The sequence below is a fragment of the Winogradskyella sp. genome, assembly GCF_028282165.1.
GTDB lineage: Bacteria > Bacteroidota > Bacteroidia > Flavobacteriales > Flavobacteriaceae > Winogradskyella.
Genome location: NZ_JANQIM010000011.1, coordinates 153,614 through 172,854, shown reverse-complemented (window position 1 = coordinate 172,854; position 19,241 = coordinate 153,614). Strand labels below are relative to the sequence as shown.

17 protein-coding genes and 1 pseudogene are annotated in these 19,241 nt (G+C 35.1%); 13 read left to right on the top strand and 5 right to left on the bottom strand.

Annotated features, from left to right (window positions below; genetic code table 11):
* Nucleotides 1-2,374, top strand: a 2,374-nt coding sequence (locus Q0972_RS05655) for a hypothetical protein (RefSeq protein ID WP_299363635.1), incomplete at its 5' end; no start/stop codon positions are given.
* A gap of 22 nt (nucleotides 2,375-2,396) precedes the next feature.
* On the top strand, nucleotides 2,397-3,299 hold the full coding sequence (locus Q0972_RS05650) for a histone deacetylase (protein ID WP_299363634.1): 903 nt from the start codon (nucleotides 2,397-2,399) through the stop codon (nucleotides 3,297-3,299).
* 42 nt (nucleotides 3,300-3,341) lie between these two features.
* Here the strand turns inward: Q0972_RS05650 and Q0972_RS05645 are convergent, their stop codons facing one another.
* Both Q0972_RS05645 and Q0972_RS05640 read right to left on the bottom strand, forming a co-directional pair.
* The gene (locus Q0972_RS05645) at nucleotides 3,342-4,439 is read right to left on the bottom strand and encodes a slipin family protein (RefSeq protein ID WP_299363632.1); all 1,098 of its coding nucleotides are present in this window, start codon (nucleotides 4,437-4,439) and stop codon (nucleotides 3,342-3,344) included.
* A 1,973-nt stretch (nucleotides 4,440-6,412) separates the two neighbouring features.
* Nucleotides 6,413-6,997, bottom strand: a complete 585-nt coding sequence (locus Q0972_RS05640) for a tetratricopeptide repeat protein (protein ID WP_299363630.1) — start codon at nucleotides 6,995-6,997, stop codon at nucleotides 6,413-6,415.
* A gap of 932 nt (nucleotides 6,998-7,929) precedes the next feature.
* On the opposite strand from Q0972_RS05640, the gene Q0972_RS05635 reads away from it, so the two are divergent.
* The 7 genes from Q0972_RS05635 to Q0972_RS05605 all read left to right on the top strand — a co-directional run bounded on the left by Q0972_RS05635 (nucleotide 7,930) and on the right by Q0972_RS05605 (nucleotide 13,183).
* Nucleotides 7,930-8,448, top strand: a complete 519-nt coding sequence (locus tag Q0972_RS05635; protein ID WP_299363628.1) for a ferritin — start codon at nucleotides 7,930-7,932, stop codon at nucleotides 8,446-8,448.
* Nucleotides 8,449-8,833: 385 nt separating this feature from the next.
* Nucleotides 8,834-9,109, top strand: a complete 276-nt coding sequence (locus Q0972_RS05630) for a UBP-type zinc finger domain-containing protein (protein ID WP_299363626.1) — start codon at nucleotides 8,834-8,836, stop codon at nucleotides 9,107-9,109.
* A gap of 8 nt (nucleotides 9,110-9,117) precedes the next feature.
* A complete protein-coding gene (locus tag Q0972_RS05625; RefSeq protein ID WP_299363624.1) occupies nucleotides 9,118-10,770 on the top strand; it encodes a cyclic nucleotide-binding domain-containing thioredoxin-disulfide reductase in 1,653 nt (550 codons plus the stop codon).
* Nucleotides 10,771-10,811: 41 nt separating this feature from the next.
* Nucleotides 10,812-11,672, top strand: a complete 861-nt coding sequence (locus tag Q0972_RS05620; RefSeq protein ID WP_299363622.1) for a helix-turn-helix domain-containing protein — start codon at nucleotides 10,812-10,814, stop codon at nucleotides 11,670-11,672.
* 71 nt (nucleotides 11,673-11,743) lie between these two features.
* Entirely contained in the window at nucleotides 11,744-11,899 is a 156-nt protein-coding gene (locus Q0972_RS05615; protein WP_299363620.1) for a hypothetical protein, read from the top strand.
* A gap of 162 nt (nucleotides 11,900-12,061) precedes the next feature.
* Nucleotides 12,062-12,610, top strand: a complete 549-nt coding sequence (locus tag Q0972_RS05610; RefSeq protein ID WP_299363617.1) for a carboxymuconolactone decarboxylase family protein — start codon at nucleotides 12,062-12,064, stop codon at nucleotides 12,608-12,610.
* Between the two features lie 177 nt (nucleotides 12,611-12,787).
* Nucleotides 12,788-13,183, top strand: a complete 396-nt coding sequence (locus Q0972_RS05605) for a cupredoxin domain-containing protein (protein WP_299363616.1) — start codon at nucleotides 12,788-12,790, stop codon at nucleotides 13,181-13,183.
* Nucleotides 13,184-13,274: 91 nt separating this feature from the next.
* On the opposite strand, the gene Q0972_RS05600 is transcribed toward Q0972_RS05605, so the two are convergent.
* Entirely contained in the window at nucleotides 13,275-14,057 is a 783-nt protein-coding gene (locus Q0972_RS05600; protein WP_299363613.1) for a hypothetical protein, read from the bottom strand.
* Between the two features lie 416 nt (nucleotides 14,058-14,473).
* On the opposite strand from Q0972_RS05600, the gene Q0972_RS05595 reads away from it, so the two are divergent.
* The 4 genes from Q0972_RS05595 (at nucleotide 14,474) to Q0972_RS05580 (ending at nucleotide 18,486) form a co-directional block, all read left to right on the top strand.
* The gene (locus tag Q0972_RS05595; protein WP_299363611.1) at nucleotides 14,474-14,911 is read left to right on the top strand and encodes a nuclear transport factor 2 family protein; all 438 of its coding nucleotides are present in this window, start codon (nucleotides 14,474-14,476) and stop codon (nucleotides 14,909-14,911) included.
* Complete coding sequence (locus tag Q0972_RS05590; RefSeq protein ID WP_299363609.1) at nucleotides 14,908-16,380, top strand: serine hydrolase; 1,473 nt, start codon at nucleotides 14,908-14,910, stop codon at nucleotides 16,378-16,380. The genes Q0972_RS05595 and Q0972_RS05590 overlap by 4 nt, the downstream gene beginning before the upstream one ends.
* Nucleotides 16,381-16,469: 89 nt before the next feature.
* Complete coding sequence (locus Q0972_RS05585) at nucleotides 16,470-17,177, top strand: DUF6503 family protein (RefSeq protein WP_299363608.1); 708 nt, start codon at nucleotides 16,470-16,472, stop codon at nucleotides 17,175-17,177.
* 871 nt (nucleotides 17,178-18,048) lie between these two features.
* The gene (locus Q0972_RS05580; protein ID WP_299363607.1) at nucleotides 18,049-18,486 is read left to right on the top strand and encodes an AraC family transcriptional regulator; all 438 of its coding nucleotides are present in this window, start codon (nucleotides 18,049-18,051) and stop codon (nucleotides 18,484-18,486) included.
* Between the two features lie 196 nt (nucleotides 18,487-18,682).
* On the opposite strand, the pseudogene Q0972_RS05575 reads toward Q0972_RS05580, so the two are convergent.
* Together Q0972_RS05575 and Q0972_RS05570 are read right to left on the bottom strand one after the other, a co-directional pair.
* Nucleotides 18,683-18,850, bottom strand: a pseudogene (locus Q0972_RS05575) (single-stranded DNA-binding protein); the annotation flags it as partial.
* 201 nt (nucleotides 18,851-19,051) lie between these two features.
* Nucleotides 19,052-19,240, bottom strand: coding sequence for a DUF2892 domain-containing protein (locus Q0972_RS05570; protein ID WP_299363606.1), 189 nt, complete (start codon nucleotides 19,238-19,240; stop codon nucleotides 19,052-19,054).
* Nucleotide 19,241: the final 1 nt, after the last annotated feature.

Here is a 19,241-nt window from a genome sequence, read left to right as displayed (position 1 = left end):
CGCTAAGAGGCTTAAACATTTTTTGTTGATTTTCTTCTTTAGCTCTTGTATCATTTATTCCCAAGAAAAAGACATTATTGCTAATTATAAGAGTTACACAGAAGCCCCTAGGGAAGTGGTCTATCTACACCTTAATAAATCAACATACGTCAAAGGAGAAGATATTGGTTTTACAGCATATGTATTCAATAAGCAATCCAAAAAACCGTCACTTATTACTACCAATCTCTATGTTAGCCTAGAAGATGAGAACAATAATATAGTGGAACAGGCACTTTTAAAGGTAGAAGATGGTGTGGCCTCCAATGTCATCACTATAGATTCAACTTATGCCCTTGGCAACTATACCATCAAGGCCTATACCAATTGGATACGGAATTTTAACGGACAGGGTGCTTTTATTGAACCCATAAAAATTGTTGAGCCGAATATCAAAAATGATACTAATGTTACTCCGGCTAACGAAAAAATCGACGCCCAGTTTTTGCCGGAAGGGGGTCATTTACTCCATAATGTAGTTAATAGTGTGGGTGTAGTTCTTAAAGATTCTAATGGTCTTGGTATTGCTAATGCCACAGGAAAAGTAATGGATAAAAACAATCAACTTATTACTGAGTTCAAAGTAAATCACCTTGGCATTGGACGGTTTTTACTAATGGCGGAATCTAACAATAGTTACACAATTGAGATAAATCACGACGACAAAGAACACCATATGGGACTCAATCAAAAAGTAGAACCTTTAGGTGTAACACTCTCTGTAGTTAGCCATAGAAATAAAGCCATAGTTACATTAATAACCAATAATGAAAGTTTAGCACAAATAAAAGATAAACCTTATGCTTTAGCATTACACAATGGTAAGGAAATTGATATTATTGATGTGGTTTTTAAGGATGAAACCACTATTATAAAAATGTTTGATCTTAATACCTTACCTGCTGGAATAAACATGTTTACTTTGTTTAATGAAAATAAACAGCCTATTGTAGAGCGCTTACTTTTTAACTACAACGGTATTCAAACTATTAAACCACAAAAGGTTGTAGCTAGACAAGTTCAGGATTCTATTGAAATAGAACTTAATATTAATCAAATTGACCCAAGCCTTTTCAATAATATCAGTGTGTCCGTTTTACCACAGAAAACAGCATCTTATGGCCACCAGCACAACATAATATCGCATACATACCTTAAACCTTATGTTAAAGGACCTATAGAACAAGCAAAATATTACTTCACAGATATTAATGAGGAGAAAAAAATGGAACTCGATAACCTACTTATAACGCAAGGTTGGAGTAGCTACGATTGGAACAATATCTTTAATAATCCTAACACTTATCCTCATCCGTTTGAACGGGGCATTACAGTAAAAGCAAATTTTCCCTCAAAAGATCTCTCCAAAGATGGAAAACCAAACTATCTAATGTATTATATTAATGATGATAGCAATTTTATGGTTTCTGAATCAGAACTAGGCCAAACTAGCCATCTGCTCGAAAGCTTGTTCCCAAAAGAGGATAATACGTTAAATATCTCTAAGGTTTCTAATGATAATAAATTGGATGTGCCATCATATTACCTTCAATTCTTTCCGAGGGTTATCCCTAAATTAAATACTAATGATATCGGTATGCAAGTTGTTGATGTGATAACAGAAGAGAAAATTGATAATTTTCTTGGAGGAAACCTTATCGTTAAATCCTCAAAAAATATTCAACTTTTAGACGAAGTCGTTTTGAAAGGCAAGATTGATCGAAAGTTAGAACGACAAAACGCATTACGTGCTAGAAGTTTTGGGAGGGTTTTTGTCGTAGATGAGCAAATGGACAATTCGCATACTTTTCTCAGTACTTTTCTTGAATCTAGAGGTATGATCGTAGATGAAGAGAAAGGCACCTTTACGGCAAGCTTTCCAACAGGCGTCAATGGACCCGCAAATATGTTTTTTGATGATGCGTTATTAATTGATACCGGTATATTAGTTAGATATTTTCTTTTTAACATCGATTATATTGAAATCAATCGATGGGGATTAGGAGATGGCATGAGAAGTCCCAATGGCTTCGTTAAAATATACAGTAAGGATTTGTCTCATCCACGTTTTCAAAAAGAAACATCTAAAGAGTATAAATTTCCATTGACGTTTAGCAAAAAGAAAAAGTTCTATGCTCCAAAATATAGATATTATGGTGATGATTTCTACAAACAATACGGAACTATAGATTGGAAGCCTAATCTTTCCTTAGATGTGTCTGGCAAAATCAAGTTCAATATACCAGAGCAAGATGTGCCAATATCACTTTTTATCGAGGGTATAGCAAATGATGGGGCATTTGTTTTTGAGGAAAAATCAATATCCTTAAATTAGACAAAAATTTGCCTATTAGTGCATGCTAAAAGTAGCATTTCACCCTATCTATAAACACCCTCTTCCTCAAGGCCATCGTTTCCCCATGGAAAAGTATGAGCTGTTGCCCGAGCAATTACTTCATGAAGGGACTTGCAGCCTTGATAATTTTTTTGAGCCTAATAAGCCTAATGATAAATACTTATTAGCAGTTCATGAACCGGAGTATTACTATGATCTAGTTAACATTACTTTAGATCAACGTGCCGCTCGAAAAATCGGATTTCCGTTGAGCGAAGTTTTGGTAGAACGCGAAGTTATTATCGCAGATGGCACCATGAAAGCTTCAATGTTTGCCCTAAAACATGGTATAGCCATGAATATAGCCGGAGGCACACACCATGCCTATACCAATCGTGGTGAAGCCTTTTGTTTACTCAATGATCAAGCCATTGGCGCACGCTATTTACAAAACAAAGACTTGGTGGCTAAGGTGCTAATTGTAGATTTGGATGTACACCAAGGTAATGGTACCGCTGAGATTTTTAAGAATGACGACTCCGTTTTTACATTTTCCATGCATGGCAAAAGCAATTATCCCTTTAAAAAGGAACTGAGCGATCTGGATATCGCTTTAGAAAATAATACAGATAATGAAGCTTATCTCAAAATTCTAAAGGAAACTTTGCCTAAGCTCATAGATGAACAGCGACCAGATTTTATCTACTATCTATGTGGGGTTGATGTTATTGCTTCCGATAAATTAGGAAAGCTTGGCATGACCATAGAAGGCTGTAAAGACCGTGACCGTTATGTACTTCAAACTTGTAAAGACCTTGGTATTCCTGTGATGTGTAGTATGGGAGGAGGCTATTCACCAGATATAAAAACTATAGTCGATGCACATGCCAATACGTTTCGTTTGGCACAAGAGATCTTCTTTTAATCAAAAAGCGCAAGTGAGTCACTTGCGCTTTTATTTACACCACTATTTCCCAGAGAAAATCTCCTTTAATTGTGTTACCATATTTCCATTACCAGAGACTGTGATTTCACCAATTTTTTCAGCGATTTTTTCAACATACTCCATCTCTTTTAGTTTGTACAACATGGCATTCTCCTCCATCAACTTTGCTGTGTTTAACAAACTACGAGTAGAAGCTGTTTCCTCACGTCTCATAATTACATTAGCTTGCGCTTTCTTTTGTGCAACTAAAACTTGGTTCATGATATCTTTCATTTCACCAGTTAAAATTACATCTCTTATACCGCAGTTTAGAACGGTAACACCCAACTTAGAGGCACTTGCTTTCACATCTTTAAATACAACCTCGGCAATATTGTCTTTACGTTCTAGCAATTCATCTAAAGTGTAGGCACCAATATAAGCACGCAATACTAATTGCATAGTAATGTACAATTGCTTTTCGTAATCCTTGTTATCTAAAAGTGCTTTTTCTACATCGATAACTTTGTACTGTGTGTAAAAGTTAATTCTAATAGCAGCCTTATCTTTAGTTAACAATTCCTGACCTGCAATTTCTAATTGTAACTGACGTAAATCAACTTTAGCAATCTTAATAGACGTATCATTTCTCCAAAAACGGTATGTACCGCCTTCTAAAGTTTTTGTATAAACATCATCAACTAAAAGTACTGCTTTTTCATAAGCTGCAACCTCAAATGTTCTGATGTACTTACTAATCTCGTAATTACTAAATAAGGACTTGTCTAGGTTTTCTGTTATATAGATCTTGCTCAAATCTACGCGAACATATTTGCGCTCAATTAAACCTTTCCAGTACACATAGCGTCCTGCTGATAGAACAGACTTAAAGTTGCCCTTTTCGTAGAGTAGTACCAATTCGCCGTCCTTTACCTCAACAACATCTAGCATGTTAGCCAAAACCTCATCTTTTAATAAGATCTCTAATGCTACTGGTGCTATAAACATGGTTCCCAAATCATACGTTAATACGCGTTGCTTGAACCCTAGCCAGTGTACTCCTTGAGTAATTACCTTTACGTAATCGCCTCCTTTGAATACTAAGCCTACTTTTCCAACATTAATTCTTACTCGTAACATTGTTCTTAATTTTTAATTAAACATCATTTTTTGCCAATTAAGGCGAATTGGTAATACATGTAACGGACGGATTACCAGCTTCAAAATCGTACTGACGAGCTCAATAAAATTTGAAGTTTATCTTCATTTTTAAAATTCATTTTTATAAAATAGTAGATTGCAAATCATCTCATCCGTACGGAACAGCTGATAGTAAACTCTACCATGTTTAGTGTATTAATTGCCAGATAAAAGCTCACAAGTTTTGGTCTTGCTTTCGACCTTTAATCAATACAGTAATCACTTTATGAGATTACAAATCAGAAATTCAAGGTACATCTCAGATTGCCTATAATTTGTCATTCCTGCTGACGCAGAAATCTAAAGCCAATCTACAATCTACTATTTTGTCATTTTTTATGGAGCAGTGTGACAGACTGCGGCTATCAGTTTTACAAGATGATAAGCTTTGGTGGACATTCTCTGCCCTAAAGCTGCATTTTAAGTGCAGTGTCTACTCTACCAATTGAGTTACAAAAGCCAGCGAGATTTCTCTCGAGCTAATGACCGGATTCGAACCGGTAACAAAACAATCTATTGTTCTGACCTACTGAACTATCTCAAACGAAATGAGAGTGGGAATCGAACCCACGACCTATAGAGTCGGGACTGTTATTTGGTTAACAGACAAACCTTCAAGTCTAGTTGTATATAAAACCATGATACATCACTGCAATGTTTTACACAATAGTGCCATACAGAAACACTCAACAAGACCAGCTTGATATCTTACTATATTTGCACCTCTTATCAGATTACTCGCGATAATTTTAACAAATGTGCTCGTGAATGCTATGCATTTCGAAACGAAACATCTATTGAAAAAATGTTTCTCTTTTTGCTAAAAAGGTGTATATTTTAAAAAAGCGTTCTGAGAATACCTCCGCTTTAGAATAAGCTTTCCTAAGATTATAGCCGTAGCCCTTCCTTAGTTTTCCACGCTCATCCCATTGCTAGAGAATCGCGTACTTATCCGATGCCTTATACACTGTAGCTGTTCGGCAACTTAGACTTGGCTTGCATAGTGGCTCTAAGGCCACGCTTTGCAATTACAAGGGTTGGCTCCCTCACCATTCATAGACGTCCTCTCCCTGGAGGCGGCCTATTAGAATGTTCACCACACAGTAAAGGTTTGCGGCCTCTACTGCCCCATATCTTGCAATGGGTTTAGGCAACTACTAGCTGCTACAATGCCCGAAGTCTTTTGCAAAGTGTTCTACCAATTGAACTATATCCATCCTGTTAGAATACTGGGACTCGAACCCAGACATAAACTGTCTTGACCTAGGAGAAGGGCTTCGGAAATGGCTTCGTAGATTTTTGCCTACAAAATACCAACCTTCTCCATGCATGTTTCCCAACATGCGGTACGTTAAGCTACCGAACCATTTCTGGCCGGGCACCTTTTATACTGCAACAAGCTCCGCAAGGCTGGATGACCTATACGTAACCTATTACTACAACTTTTCCTATTGATGTCTCCATCTCAAGCCTCCAACCTTTTGGCTATAAATTCTAACTCGGCCTCAGCGGTCGCCCCTGGCGCATTATAATTTATGTTTGTTGCTTGCTTACCTGCACTATTTTCATAAGAAAACAGTCTCCACCTGTAGTGTCTACAAGCAGATTTATCCTTGTTACCAAGTTTATCTAAGGACGATAAGCCGCCCCATCAACCTTTAATCGAAATTAAAGCATGATGATTTTTATTTGTTATGAAATCCAACGTATGGATTTCATAATATGTCAATGACCGTCATTTAAAACAATCAGCCTGGAATCTGAATGCTTAAATGTTCTTACTTCAATGTCTATCAAGATTCGAACTTGATCTTAGAGGATATACCTCTCGTGCGAGCCATTACACTATAGTCATCTTGGTAAACCAAGGCAAAGCTGTTTTTGCCTTGGTTATAGTTCTCCTTTCTTTTTAATTACAATAAATTATTTAACCTATTCTGAAACCAACTTTTTTGTTGCTTTTCAGTTTCCTTCTTAGCTTCATTTTCGACGACTTTGGTCTCATTTGCTTTTGCTTGTCTCTTTTTTTTAATTCGAGAAAGCATGGCGTCAACAAAACTGATGAAGTCATCATTCAAAGCCAATTGCTTTGCCTCTTTAAGGACTTTTTCTGCCTCTTCATATTTAAATAAGCTTTCAAACAATTGCCCTTGAGTCAAGGCAATACTTGCCTTACCAACACCCTTCAATGTTTTAGCAAAGTCGATCAACTTTTGAGCTTCTTCAAAATCCTCATTGTTAATCAATACTCTAACATAATCTGGGTAGATATCTGGTGACGCTATGTTGCTAGCCAAAGCACGCTCAAAATAACTTTTAGCCGTTTCGTAATCACCTAATTGTTCATAGTGCACTTTTGCCATTAAGTGCAAAGCTTTTACATTCTCTGGGTCATAAGCCAAAGCGTAATTCAAGGCTTCAACCGCTTTTTCCAATTCCCATGGATAGGCTTCAATAGCTCTAAACAAATAGGTGTTATATAAATTGTTTTCCATCATATTATTAGTTGTGCTAAACTTGTGTTCAGCATGTTAATACTGTTTTAAATACACCATATTCTTACTGATGCTCTTAAAACTGTTCAGATCTATTAAATACTAATGCTTAGAAATATAAAATCCGAAACAGTTGGTTTTGCTTCGGACACTTATTTGGAAAGTAATTCTACAAATAATACCGAAGCCTCTCAAATGACCCTAGGCCATCACTAAAATGATTAAATGCTACTATGTACGTTAGCATGACTTCTTCGTTTTTGTTATTATTAAATATTTGCAGATGGTTTATTCACTTCTGCGGTGCAAAGATGAAAACAATTTTTAAAAAAACAAATAAAAATTTAATTTAATTTATTGATTATCAAATAGTTATATAAAATTCAAGATATAGAAACTCCTGTCCGCATGATGCAGATTATTGAAGGTTTAACGCAAGCTTCTGTTTTTCAAATGCTTAATCTTCAAAGGCTATTATTTTATATTTTAAAATCTCGTTTCAAATTATTTGTAATTTTTTTACTTCATATTTGGTTTTTCATGATCATACGTTTCCTATTCACACTCAAATGATCTGTTGTATACAAAAAAAGCGTCCTTATTTTTGGACGCTTTTCAATCTATTTATGATTTTCTACTTAATCTATTGCCGGTAAAATATTACAAATAGTTACATAACGTCCTTGACCGTTGAAATAATTCAATACTATTTCCACGATAATCCCACTGACATGCCAGTGATTTTGGTGCTCTATGTACTATTGTTTTTATCATTTGCATTGCAAATATGCCATAATATTTACCTAAAATCCAAATTTTTCTGGTGTTAGTACTCTAAAACTACTTCAAATTAGATTAAATATGAATAGGCTACTATAGCTTTTATTAACTCTATTTTAAGGATTTAGTCATTATTTTTGTAAAAAATTGAAATTATGTTATCAAAAACAATAGAATCTGCATTAAATAAGCAAATAAGAATAGAAGCCGAATCATCCCAAGTGTACTTAGCCATGGCGGTCTGGGCAGAAGTAAAGGGCCTTGAAGGTATCTCTAACTTTATGTACGACCAATCGGATGAGGAAAGAGAACATATGCTTAAACTGGTAAAGTTTGTTAATGAACGTGGTGGACACGCACATATCTCAGAACTCAATGCACCCAATGTAACGTTCAATTCCTTTCGGGAAATGTTTGAAAAATTATTGGCACACGAAATTTTTGTTTCTGAAAGCATCAATGAACTTGTACACATATCGCTCGAAGAAAAAGACTATGCTACCCACAATTTCTTACAGTGGTACGTTGCTGAACAAATTGAAGAAGAAGCAACTGCACGTACTATTCTTGACAAAGTAAATATGATTGGCGACGACAAAGGTGGTCTCTATTTGTTTGACAGGGATATACAACAACTAACTGTAAACTCAGCAGTTGAAACTCCAAGCGAGTAAATTTTAATAATAATTATGAGAACTGGTAATTAGTATGCACTGTTACCAGTTTTTTTATTCTGCAAATGTTAAAGTTTATTTAGAATAAATAAAAATAGTTACTTTTGCGCCATTGTTTCAATAGCTATGGGCAAAAAAAAGAAAGACAAAAAACTTAAAAAAGAGCGCATCAAAGTTCTTCAGTCATCGGGTTTAGATAGTCTTGGTAAAGTGAAGTCTAAATGCTGTAAAAAATATAAAAAAGCAGAACACAAGCGTTGCAGAAAATGTCCTTGCTTTGATCTATTGAAAAAAGTGGCTTAAGCCTAAACTCTTTTTCATCTATATTAAAGATCAACCCGTTAAAATTTAGTAACTTTAAGACTCGTAAAATCTAACGATAGCTATGGCATTTAAGCAAAAGTCTTGCGAGCATCTTAAAGCGATTACCACAGTAAAAGAGCCAAAAACCTATGAATGTGAAACCTGTATAACTACTGGAGGTACTTGGGTGCATTTAAGGACTTGCCAAACCTGTGGCATTACACTTTGTTGCGATAGTTCGCCCAACCAACACGCTAGTAAGCATGCCATGGCTACCCAACATCATGTGATCGCTTCTGCAGAACCAAAAGAAAAATGGTTATGGTGTTATGAACATAAATTGATTAATACTTATTAAAATTCCCAATGACAGATCCAAGATTCCCAGAATTAACACAACGCCAAATAGAATATCTCAAACCTTATGGTATCATAGAGCATTTTGAAAAAGAAACCGTTGTCTTTGCAATAGGCGATTTACAATATGATTTTTACGTGATCTTAGACGGTGAAATCTGTGTTAAAAACCGATATAATAACGATGCTATTGTTGTCACCCACAAAAAAAATGAGTTTACGGGCGACAGCAGTATGCTATCAAATCGTAGTGCTCAATTTAATGGTTACGCAGCAGCAGGCACAACAGTTTTGCGCATAAAGCCAAACAAGTTGAAAGAAGCGATTGCCAAATATAGCGACATCAGTGATATCTTATTAAGTGCTTTTATTCAGCGCCAAGAGACCATGCTCAACGATTTTGTGGGTGGTATGAAATTAATAGGTTCTGGTCTATCAAAAGACACCTATCAGCTTAGGGATTTTATGGAAAAAAATCATATATGGTATAACTTTCTAGATACCGAAACCTCTGAGGAAGCTTTGGAGTTACTAGAGACCTTTAATCTCTCCGAAGCGGATTTACCCTTATTCATTAGTAGTGAAGGCGATATCTGCAAAGAACCTACTCTAGATCGACTCGCTGAATATACAGGTGTTTTAATGGATTTTGGTGATGAAGTATTTGATTTATTGGTTATTGGAGCTGGTCCAGCAGGATTGGCAGCTAGTGTTTATGCAGCATCTGAAGGGCTTTCAGTGGTTACCATAGATAGTAATGCTCCTGGCGGGCAAGCAGGTAAAAGTTCGAAGATTGAAAATTATCTTGGTTTTCCCACAGGAATTTCGGGAACAGACTTAGCCAATAAGGCCTATGTACAGGCCCAAAAATTTGGTTGCAATATTTCCATTCCCCATAAAGCAGAACGTGTGGAGCATAACGGCGATTATTATACTTTGTATGCTTCAAACAACAAAGTCATAAAATCTCGAGCCATAATCGCAGCAACAGGTGCAAACTATAGGCAGCTACCTATTGCCAATATTGAGCAATATGAAGGTAGCGGTGTGTATTATTCTGCTACTGGAATGAATGCATCGTCGTGCAAAAATGAATTGGTCGGTGTTGTTGGCGGTGGAAATTCTGCCGGACAAGCAGCTTTATTTTTGGCAGACCATGCCAAGGAAGTTCATGTTATTATTAGAGGCAATGACCTCGGTGCAAAAATGAGCGACTATCTGGTACAACGTATTGAAGCATCGGACAATACCTTTGTACATAAGCAAGCTCAGGTTACAGAATTGAACGGTGAGCATCACCTAAAATCAGTAGTACTTACCAGTGCTGATGGTACCAAAACACCTATGAATATAACCAATTTGTTTACTTTTATTGGTGCAAAACCATGCACGGAATGGCTTAAGGGTCTCATTGACACTGACGAGCGCGGTTTTATACATACTGGTGCTATGGTAAATCCAGAAAACTTATTGCAGTGCCCTATTTACAGACGAGAAAAACCACAATCCTTAGAAACCAACATCCCAGGGTTTTTTGCTGTAGGCGATGTTAGAAAAGGATCGGTAAAACGTGTGGCCTCTGCAGTTGGTGAAGGTTCGATGGCCGTAAGCCAAGTACACCAATATTTGGCAAATCTCAAAACCTCTGCTGTTGAAAGTTGATCTGTTTGTAATGAATGCATAACAAATCAGACCAAAGCTTCATGCAATTACACTTTAAAGAATTTACCACAAATGCCTTTTTCAAAATAGAAAGTAATAGGCTTTTAGAGCAATTTATTCAACCGAAGCAAACCGAATTATACACTTTTATTTGGACAAAGAACCAGCCCATTGAGGTGGTCATAGATAGTATTCCCATATCTGTAAAACCGAATAGTATTTTGGCACTTACACCCATTCAGTATTTGCAAGTTATACAACCTAATGATGTAGTAATATATCAGTTTAACCGTGAATTTTATTGTATTAAAGACCATGACCATGAAGTCAGTTGTGTTGGTATTCTCTTTTTTGGCAACTCCAATATTCCTATTATCCATTTAGACGATGCAGAACAGCGGAAATTTGAATTGTTGCACGAGGTGTTTATAGACGAACTTAATACCAAAGATAATATCCAAGCCGAAATGTTGCGCATGCTCATGGCGCGTTTTATTATTAAAAGTACACGTTTGTTAAAGGCTAAAGCAGGTCTAAACGAAACCGCTAAAAGTAGTAAAGTAGATTTATTGCGTTCGTTTAACTTTCTGGTAGAGCAACATTTTAAAACAGAGCATGGCGTTGCTTTTTATGCACAGCAATTATTTAAATCTCCTAAAACACTATCTAACAATTTTGCCAAATTAAATAGAAGCCCTCTTCAGATAATCCATGAGCGTATTATTTTAGAAGCAAAGCGATTGCTCATTTATACCGATAAAACTGCCAAAGAAATAGCATACGAAGTAGGCTTTGAAGATGCATCTCACCTTAGCAGACTATTTAAAAAATACACATCTCAATCACCTTCAGAGTTTAAAAAACAACTAAAACCAATAGTTGAGGAAAAATTGACAAGTTAAAGGGCAAATTCTTCATTTTATCACAAACGATTCTCTTCCATCTTTGCACTGTAATATTAAACAATGAAAAGATGAAACCTAAGAACAAATCTATATTCAATCTTATTGAAATATTTAGAAAAAGTCCCAAACGCATTATAGGTACTATTATTCCAAAGACACATTGCGAACGAAAATACATTCACGATTACTATTGCGATGCTGAAAAACCGCACATTAGCAACTAGGGAAAAAATGACAAATATTTGGGAATAATAATCATTTTATAAGACCTCACTTGGTTGCAACTTTGTACCAAACAAAAAAAATCAATTCCGATCGCTATCGGGAGAATTTGAAAATTCAAAATCAAACAAATAATCGTTAAAAACAACTAAAAACTGAAAATTATGAACACATTTAATGTACCAACAAGAGAAGAAGTAAGTGCTAACAATCAAGCTATTTTTGATAACCTAAATAACGCACTTGGGTTTGTCCCTAACTTATACGCAACTTATGCACATAGTGATACAGCCTTAGAAAACTATTTAAATTTCGCCAATGCAAAAACGTCATTGTCAGCAAAAGAAAAAGAGGTAGTTAACCTTGCTGTTAGTCAGGTAAACGAATGTATTTACTGTCTTTCTGCCCATACTGCCATTGGGAAAATGAACGGGTTTACAGATGAACAAATCCTAGAATTAAGAGCTGGATACTCTTCCGTAAATACAAAGCTTGATGCCTTAGCACGATTAGCTAAAAATGTTACAGAAAATAGAGGTCGTACTGATGAAGTCGTTTTAGAGAATTTCTTTAACGCGGGTTATACAAAAGCTAATTTAATCGATGCCATTTCCTTGGTAGGTGACAAAACCATCTCTAATTACATTCACAGTACCACACAAGTACCTGTTGACTTTCCTGTGGCACAACCATTAGAAGTTCAGTCCTTTTAAATCATGAAGAGCACGGTCTTAGGGTACCGTGCTCAAGTATAGTTATCTAAATGGAGAAGATTCATATTAATCCCAAACAAACGATCTCGCTTAGAAAACTACATGACTTAAACCTATTAATTAGTTAATCTAATGTAAACAAAATGAATTTATAAAACAATTTTTAAATATTTAATCATGAAAAGAATCATTTCAATACTAATCATAACTTTAAGTTTTACCTTGACAAGTAATGCACAAGAGAGCATGAAAAAAGAAGCTATGATGAAAGAAGACACAAAAGCAACTGTGGTATCTCTAGAACAAACAAAAGGAGAGTTTACACAAAAGACCATTACACTTGCTGAGGGATCTTACATTTTCGAAATTTCTAACAACAATGTAGGCCATCAAGTCGGTTTTGTATTAGCTCCTAAATCTAACCCTGAGGCTCATATTAAAACAGCTTACGTAACAAAAGCCGTAGACAATAATTCTAAAGAAACGTCTAATATTACAACTTTAGAAAAAGGAGAATATGTCTACTTCTGTCCCTTAAATCCAACACCACAATACACACTAATTGTCGAGTAAACGAGATTCAATTTTAAAAACAAATAAGCGCGACCCTTAATCAAGGTCGCGCTTATTGCTAAAGGAAGCCAAGTAATTTACGAGCATTATATTATTCAACTCGAAAGAAATCTACTTTGACTCTTAGGTCTGGGCTTCCATAATTAACCACTGTAGTATTATATTTGTAATAATCATCCATCAATTCTTTTCCCGCAGAGTAAAAGTCGGTGTAAGAGCATAACCCTACCTGAAGCGTCTTAGGCAAATCATTTCTCACAAAAGTCTCAATAACGGTCCACTGGTCCTTCTCATTGTACCTGTAAGATAACGTAAATACTCCGCCTTTTCTATCGGCTTTTAAGCTCACCCAGTCAAGTTTATTAGGATGAAGTTTCAATTTAGATTTACTATTAACTGTCGTTTTGGTTTCAAAAACTGGTTGGACCAGATCTCTCGCAAATCCAGTAGTCAAGAACATCCAGTTTTCACCATTAGGGGTCCAGGATTTAGGCGTAATATCTCTTGGTGCTCTTATCATTATTCCTGAGAGCGACCAGGTTGCTTTTGGAACCTCCGAATTAAGACCACTTATTTTTAATCTTGTAGTTACTGTAAAATTCCCTGTCAATTCCTTAAAAATAAAAGGAGCATGATAATCTGCATACCATCCACTTGTATTGGGTTCCATAACAAGCATTCCGTCTTCAATCTCAATACTTTTCATCATATCTGGCCATTTCTCTTCTTCATAAAAACGCTTCCAATTTTTCAGGGATTTTGAATCGGAAAATTCATCTGATAGATCTAATTTCTGATTCACAGTTAAAACACTTAGTGTAGAATATCCTGTTAAGGATATCAATATTCCTACAATAACTAGTTTGAGTTTCATGCTAAAAATTTTATAATGGTAAATGAGTCAATAATTGCTGTTTCTCTGATTTTTGTTATAGATATTAAGACATTTTAAATGTACATATTGGAATTAGAAATTCTTTCCAATGTTATAAAACTGAACTCGGACCCATAGTAAATATTACGTGGTACTTTTTGTTGGATAACTATCACAAACGTTATTTGGCTAGTCATTTTGATGAGTGTAAAGAACGCCGTTGGGGATGAACACCGTTTATTTTCATTCTATATTCAAATACGATTCCCCTTAGTTATAAATTGGCAATTTATGAGTATTCTTATTGTGTTCTGTTTTATAAATTCAAACTTTGGAATTCAAAATAAACGTGTGCTAAAGAATTATTTTCGTGATGGTTTAATTAATTAAATTCTTTAAAATACAAGACCATGAGAATGAACTATTCAAAAAAAATAATCTTAATCATCTTTGTTTCACTAACATGCAGTTTTGTGGTGGCACAATCAAAAAAGGACAGTATAGCAATCAAAAACACAGTAAAAGACTTCATTGAAGGTTGGTACGAAGGCGATGCCAAAAGAATGGAGAACAGCCTGCATCCTGATGTTGTTTCAAAAATCGTTATTAGAAGTGATAAAGGCATCCGTTTAGGGCGTTTTACCGCAGAAAAGTTAGTAACACTTACAAGGCAAGGTGGTGGAACTGATGTCCCTAAGGAAGAACAACGCAAGAACATTAAAATACTGGAAATATATCAGAACATGGCATCGGCCAGAGTGCTGGCTTATGATGCTATGGAATTTCTGCATTTAGCAAAATGGGAAGGCGAATGGAAAATTATGAACATACTCTTTGAAAGATCAAAAAAATGAAAAGGCAGATCATGGGTTTAAGCAAAACAATTTGCAGAAACATATTGGTACTCGTTGTAATATTTGGAGTAATCTCTGCTTGTAAAGGGCAAAAGCACAAGACAACCATAGATAAAGGCCTTGGCATTTCATATCTAGATTCTCTAAGAGCAGATAAGAATATACCAGGAATATCTGCTGCCATTACAGTAGATGGTTCGTTAGTTTGGGAATATGGTTCGGGATACTCAGATATGAGCCAAAAAAAGGAAGCTTCATCGCATACGTTGTATCGTATCGCTTCTGTATCTAAATTAATTACCACAGCTGCAATTGCAAAAATGGTGCAAAACAATGCTATTAGTTTCTCGGATGATGCCAACCAGTATTTCCGGATATCTGATAACGAAATCAGTATAGCCAGAATACTTTCTCATACCTCCGGGATTAGACATTACTATTACAACGAAAAGATCGAGAATTATCCACACTATGATAAGGTAAGTGATGCTGTGGAGATTTTTATTGATGATCCGTTAGAATCTGCTCCGGGCGAAAAGTTTCGGTATTCAAGTTTCGGAATTAATTTAATTGGTGCGATTATAGAAAAAAAGTCTAAACAATCTTTTGAAGATTTTGTTCAAGAAAATGTGCTTCGTCCATTAAAAATGAATCACACGTTTATGAGAGAACCTAAGTCTTCGAAAGACTTATCGGTGTTTTATGAGAGTGACCAATCCGTTGTTTCTGAAATAGATCTAAGTTATAATATTCCCGGAGGAGGTATGTACTCTACAGTAAAGGATTTAGTGAAGCTTGGCGATGCATTTCTACAAAATAGTTATTTAAAAGAAGACATTAAGAACCAATTGTTTACCAATGCCAAATTGAATAATGGCGAAGAGGTGACTTACGGTTTGGGGTGGATCGTCCAGAAACTAAAAGATGGTTCGAAGGTATATTATCATGACGGACACATGGACGGAACGCATTCAATATTGGCAATTTATCCAAAGTTCAATACCAGTATTTCCATCATTTCAAACAAGGGAAGTAATTTTGGAGTTACTGAAGCCTTAGAACTTTTCTGTAAGGTAAACACTATCGATAATTGCCCCGAAATAATTGCAGATAACACTAATGACCCGGAATTAATCATGAAAACCTTTCAGAATTTGAGTTCTGGTTTTCAAGATTTCCAAAGTGCAATTGGTACTAAAGACAGGCCAAAAATTGAAGGGCTGATTTCCGATACTTTTAAGAGTGGTCTATGGCCTAATAAAAATACGTTTACCGATTTTTTAATGGAGATTGGAAATGAATTTGAAGTCTTTGAACAGGACTTTACGGTCAGGGGACTAGAAAATGGAGAAAATGCCTTTGTTAAAACCATCAGATTTCAAAATAAATACCCGAATAAAAGTTGGTTTTTAAAGTATGTTTTAAATGATAGCCAATGGTCTATAATTTCTATTGGAGAGTATAACTGACCTGATTAAAAACGAAGAAGAATCACATATGAATGGCGCTCATAGGTTTAACCATAGAATAAGATATTGTTCAATATAAAAATAAACGGATGACTAAAATTTATGTTTTTACTTTGCTGTTGTTCTCATTGGTTTCATGTAATCGGCCGATGACTAATGAAGCGTTGATTACAAAATCAATTGAATATCACGACCCAAATCAAAGTTGGCCCCTTTTTAAGGGCAATTTTAAAGTTGATTTAGCTGGGCAAGAGGTAGCATTGGTTATAGATAACGCTAAAGGGATTTTCCATTGGACAGAAACGCTCAAATCTGGAGAAAAATTGACGGGAGGGTACGCAAATAAGGATACTTGTATGGTAAAACTCAATGGAAAAGATATTTTACCGGAAGGGAAATTGGATAATTTTCTACTTGATTGTGAAAATATTATAGGACGGACCAATTATTGGATCTATATGTATGGACTACCCATGAAGCTAAAGGATGAGGAGGTAAATTTCATTGGTTTACCTCAATTAGTAACCTATTTAGATGAAGACCTTTGGATGATAAAAGTCAATTATAATATGGCCCAGTCTAAGGAATATTGGCAGTTTTATTTTGATCCTAAAAACTATTCCTTTAGAATTGCGAGGTTCTTTCATCCTGCTCTCGGGTCTGATAGTGAGTATATTATTTATTCAGAACCAGAACGGATTAAAGGGCTTTTAATTCCAACGAATCACTCATGGTATATGAACGCGTCTAAGGAATACATAGGCTCAGAAAAATTAGAAGTCGTTTCAAATCCTTAAACTAATGCAGTATAAAAGCATGTTGTGGCTTGTTAAAAGATCAAGTTTCTTTTAGAGAAGTCAAGGAAAATCAACTATTCAGGATTGAATAAAGTATACACTATTAACCGTTAAATCAATGATAAGTGCTTGCTAGTGAACAAAAAAAATATAATCTTAGTAAATAATAATTGAATTATATTTTAGATTAAACATAGTGGCAGATTTCTTTTCAGTCTTATACTTGGTTATATTTTGTCAAGGTATTTTCTTAGGAATACTACTTATCTGGCTAGCAAAGAAAAATGGTAAACACCAACTCTACCTAATTTCCTTATTGGTTTTTTGCATTAGCCTCCAATTATTGATCTATGGTTTGTCTTATAATAAGCTTATTTTAGGCACACCTCACTTAGCGGGTTTAGAGGGCCCTATCCCTCTTCTTTATGGCCCTATTCTATACTTCTACTTTAAGTATTCTGAACAAAAATTTAAGATCAAGCTTAAATCACTTGTTCATTTATTGCCATTTATATTGTACATTATTTATAGGTTAGAATTTTATTTTTTACCTGGAGAGGAAAAATTTTTTCTGTTAGAAAAAAGTCTAGACATTTCAAAAGCTGTAACTAGAAGTATTCCAATATCCTCATTTATTATTAGAGGTCTATTTATAACGCATTTGACGTTCTACATTTTTAAGTGTAAATCTATACTCGACAGTATACGCAAGGTAAAATCATCTGATCATCAGAATGAATTTGGTTTTCCATTTCAAATTAAAATCTTTAGAGGGTTTGTATTATACACTATTTTCTTTATTGTTTATAGTGTTATCTTATTGTCTGGCTTAGGTTTTTATAACTTGCCTTGCTATTTAACTAAGTGTTTAATGGCGTTCAGTTTATATTATATCGGTTATATTTTTATTATCCATGATGGTTTTAATGAACCGCTTAGGCATGTTATTAAATACAAAAACTCTCCGTTGTCGCAAGACGTTAAAGACGATATATGGAAAGAGGTTAACAGTTATTTGATTGATAGGGATATGTACAGGTCCTCAAATTTAAGGCTATCGGAAATATCCCAGGATTTGGGATATCCTGTTCACTATATCAGTCAGATCATTAATGAGAAAAGCGAAGATAATTTTTCTGCCTATGTAAATTACTTAAGAATAGAATATGCTAAGAATATCCTCAGCACAAAAAAAGATGTTAAAATATCGGACTTAATTATCGACTCGGGGTTTAACAGTAAGAGCTCGTTTTACACTGAATTTAAAAAATATACTGGGTTGACACCGCTTGAATTTAAAAACGCTTAATAAATTTTATCGTTTGGACACCTTTTGCGAATCCTTGATTCTAAATTCAAGACTTGTTGAGTAAACGATTTAATTTAAACATAAACAAGAGCGCCACTTAATCAAGGTCGCGCATGTTTCTCTTTTCTGATGAGCAAATAAATTCTTTATTCTATAAAAAAGCTTACTGAAAAGATGCCTAAAGCATCTATGGATATTACTTCCCAAGCATCAAAAGTTCGTTGCAAACAACCTCAGTAGTATAGCACTTTATGCCATCTTTATCCTCCCACGACCTAGTGGTTAGTTTCCCTTCTATGGCTACTTCCTTGCCCTTTGTAATAAATTTTTCTACAATCTCAACTGTTTTACCCCAAGCTACAATCTTGTGTCATTGATTTATATTTTACGTTTTCGCCTTGAGATTTTTCAGCTATGACTAATTGAATTTAATGAGACCACATACAAGTGAGTTTAGATGTGTTATACAAAAATTGTGCTGTCATTTGTCTTTACAACAACTGCAAGATATCAACATATCTTATGTAAATAGAGAATTATACGGCTCTAGATTCTGTAGCTAAACCTAATTTTTTATTTTGAAAATTTTAGTTAAGATATCATCCATGAGACACCATTTAGTAAGTGAGGATTGTAATAGATTAGCACCTACGAAAGCTGTAAACCAAAGCCAATTGAGATCGACATAAATAGCCAACAATAGACTTATTAGGATAAAACTTCCAGCGATTCCGCGAACGATTCTATTTTTCATG

Excerpts from the sequence above, each read along its gene's own strand:
- Q0972_RS05620 (WP_299363622.1), top strand. The coding sequence starts at position 10,812 with ATGCAATTACACTTTAAAGAATTTACCACAAATGCCTTTTTCAAAATA.
- Q0972_RS05635 (WP_299363628.1), top strand. The coding sequence starts at position 7,930 with ATGTTATCAAAAACAATAGAATCTGCATTAAATAAGCAAATAAGAATA.
- Q0972_RS05610 (WP_299363617.1), top strand. The coding sequence starts at position 12,062 with ATGAACACATTTAATGTACCAACAAGAGAAGAAGTAAGTGCTAACAAT.
- Q0972_RS05615 (WP_299363620.1), top strand. The coding sequence starts at position 11,744 with ATGAAACCTAAGAACAAATCTATATTCAATCTTATTGAAATATTTAGA.
- Q0972_RS05585 (WP_299363608.1), top strand. The coding sequence starts at position 16,470 with ATGACTAAAATTTATGTTTTTACTTTGCTGTTGTTCTCATTGGTTTCA.
- Q0972_RS05595 (WP_299363611.1), top strand. The coding sequence starts at position 14,474 with ATGAACTATTCAAAAAAAATAATCTTAATCATCTTTGTTTCACTAACA.
- Q0972_RS05570 (WP_299363606.1), bottom strand. The coding sequence starts at position 19,240 with ATGAAAAATAGAATCGTTCGCGGAATCGCTGGAAGTTTTATCCTAATA.
- Q0972_RS05630 (WP_299363626.1), top strand. The coding sequence starts at position 8,834 with ATGGCATTTAAGCAAAAGTCTTGCGAGCATCTTAAAGCGATTACCACA.
- Q0972_RS05645 (WP_299363632.1), bottom strand. The coding sequence starts at position 4,439 with ATGTTACGAGTAAGAATTAATGTTGGAAAAGTAGGCTTAGTATTCAAA.
- Q0972_RS05640 (WP_299363630.1), bottom strand. The coding sequence starts at position 6,997 with ATGATGGAAAACAATTTATATAACACCTATTTGTTTAGAGCTATTGAA.
- Q0972_RS05650 (WP_299363634.1), top strand. The coding sequence starts at position 2,397 with ATGCTAAAAGTAGCATTTCACCCTATCTATAAACACCCTCTTCCTCAA.
- Q0972_RS05580 (WP_299363607.1), top strand. The coding sequence starts at position 18,049 with ATGGCGTTCAGTTTATATTATATCGGTTATATTTTTATTATCCATGAT.
- Q0972_RS05605 (WP_299363616.1), top strand. The coding sequence starts at position 12,788 with ATGAAAAGAATCATTTCAATACTAATCATAACTTTAAGTTTTACCTTG.
- Q0972_RS05600 (WP_299363613.1), bottom strand. The coding sequence starts at position 14,057 with ATGAAACTCAAACTAGTTATTGTAGGAATATTGATATCCTTAACAGGA.
- Q0972_RS05590 (WP_299363609.1), top strand. The coding sequence starts at position 14,908 with ATGAAAAGGCAGATCATGGGTTTAAGCAAAACAATTTGCAGAAACATA.
- Q0972_RS05625 (WP_299363624.1), top strand. The coding sequence starts at position 9,118 with ATGACAGATCCAAGATTCCCAGAATTAACACAACGCCAAATAGAATAT.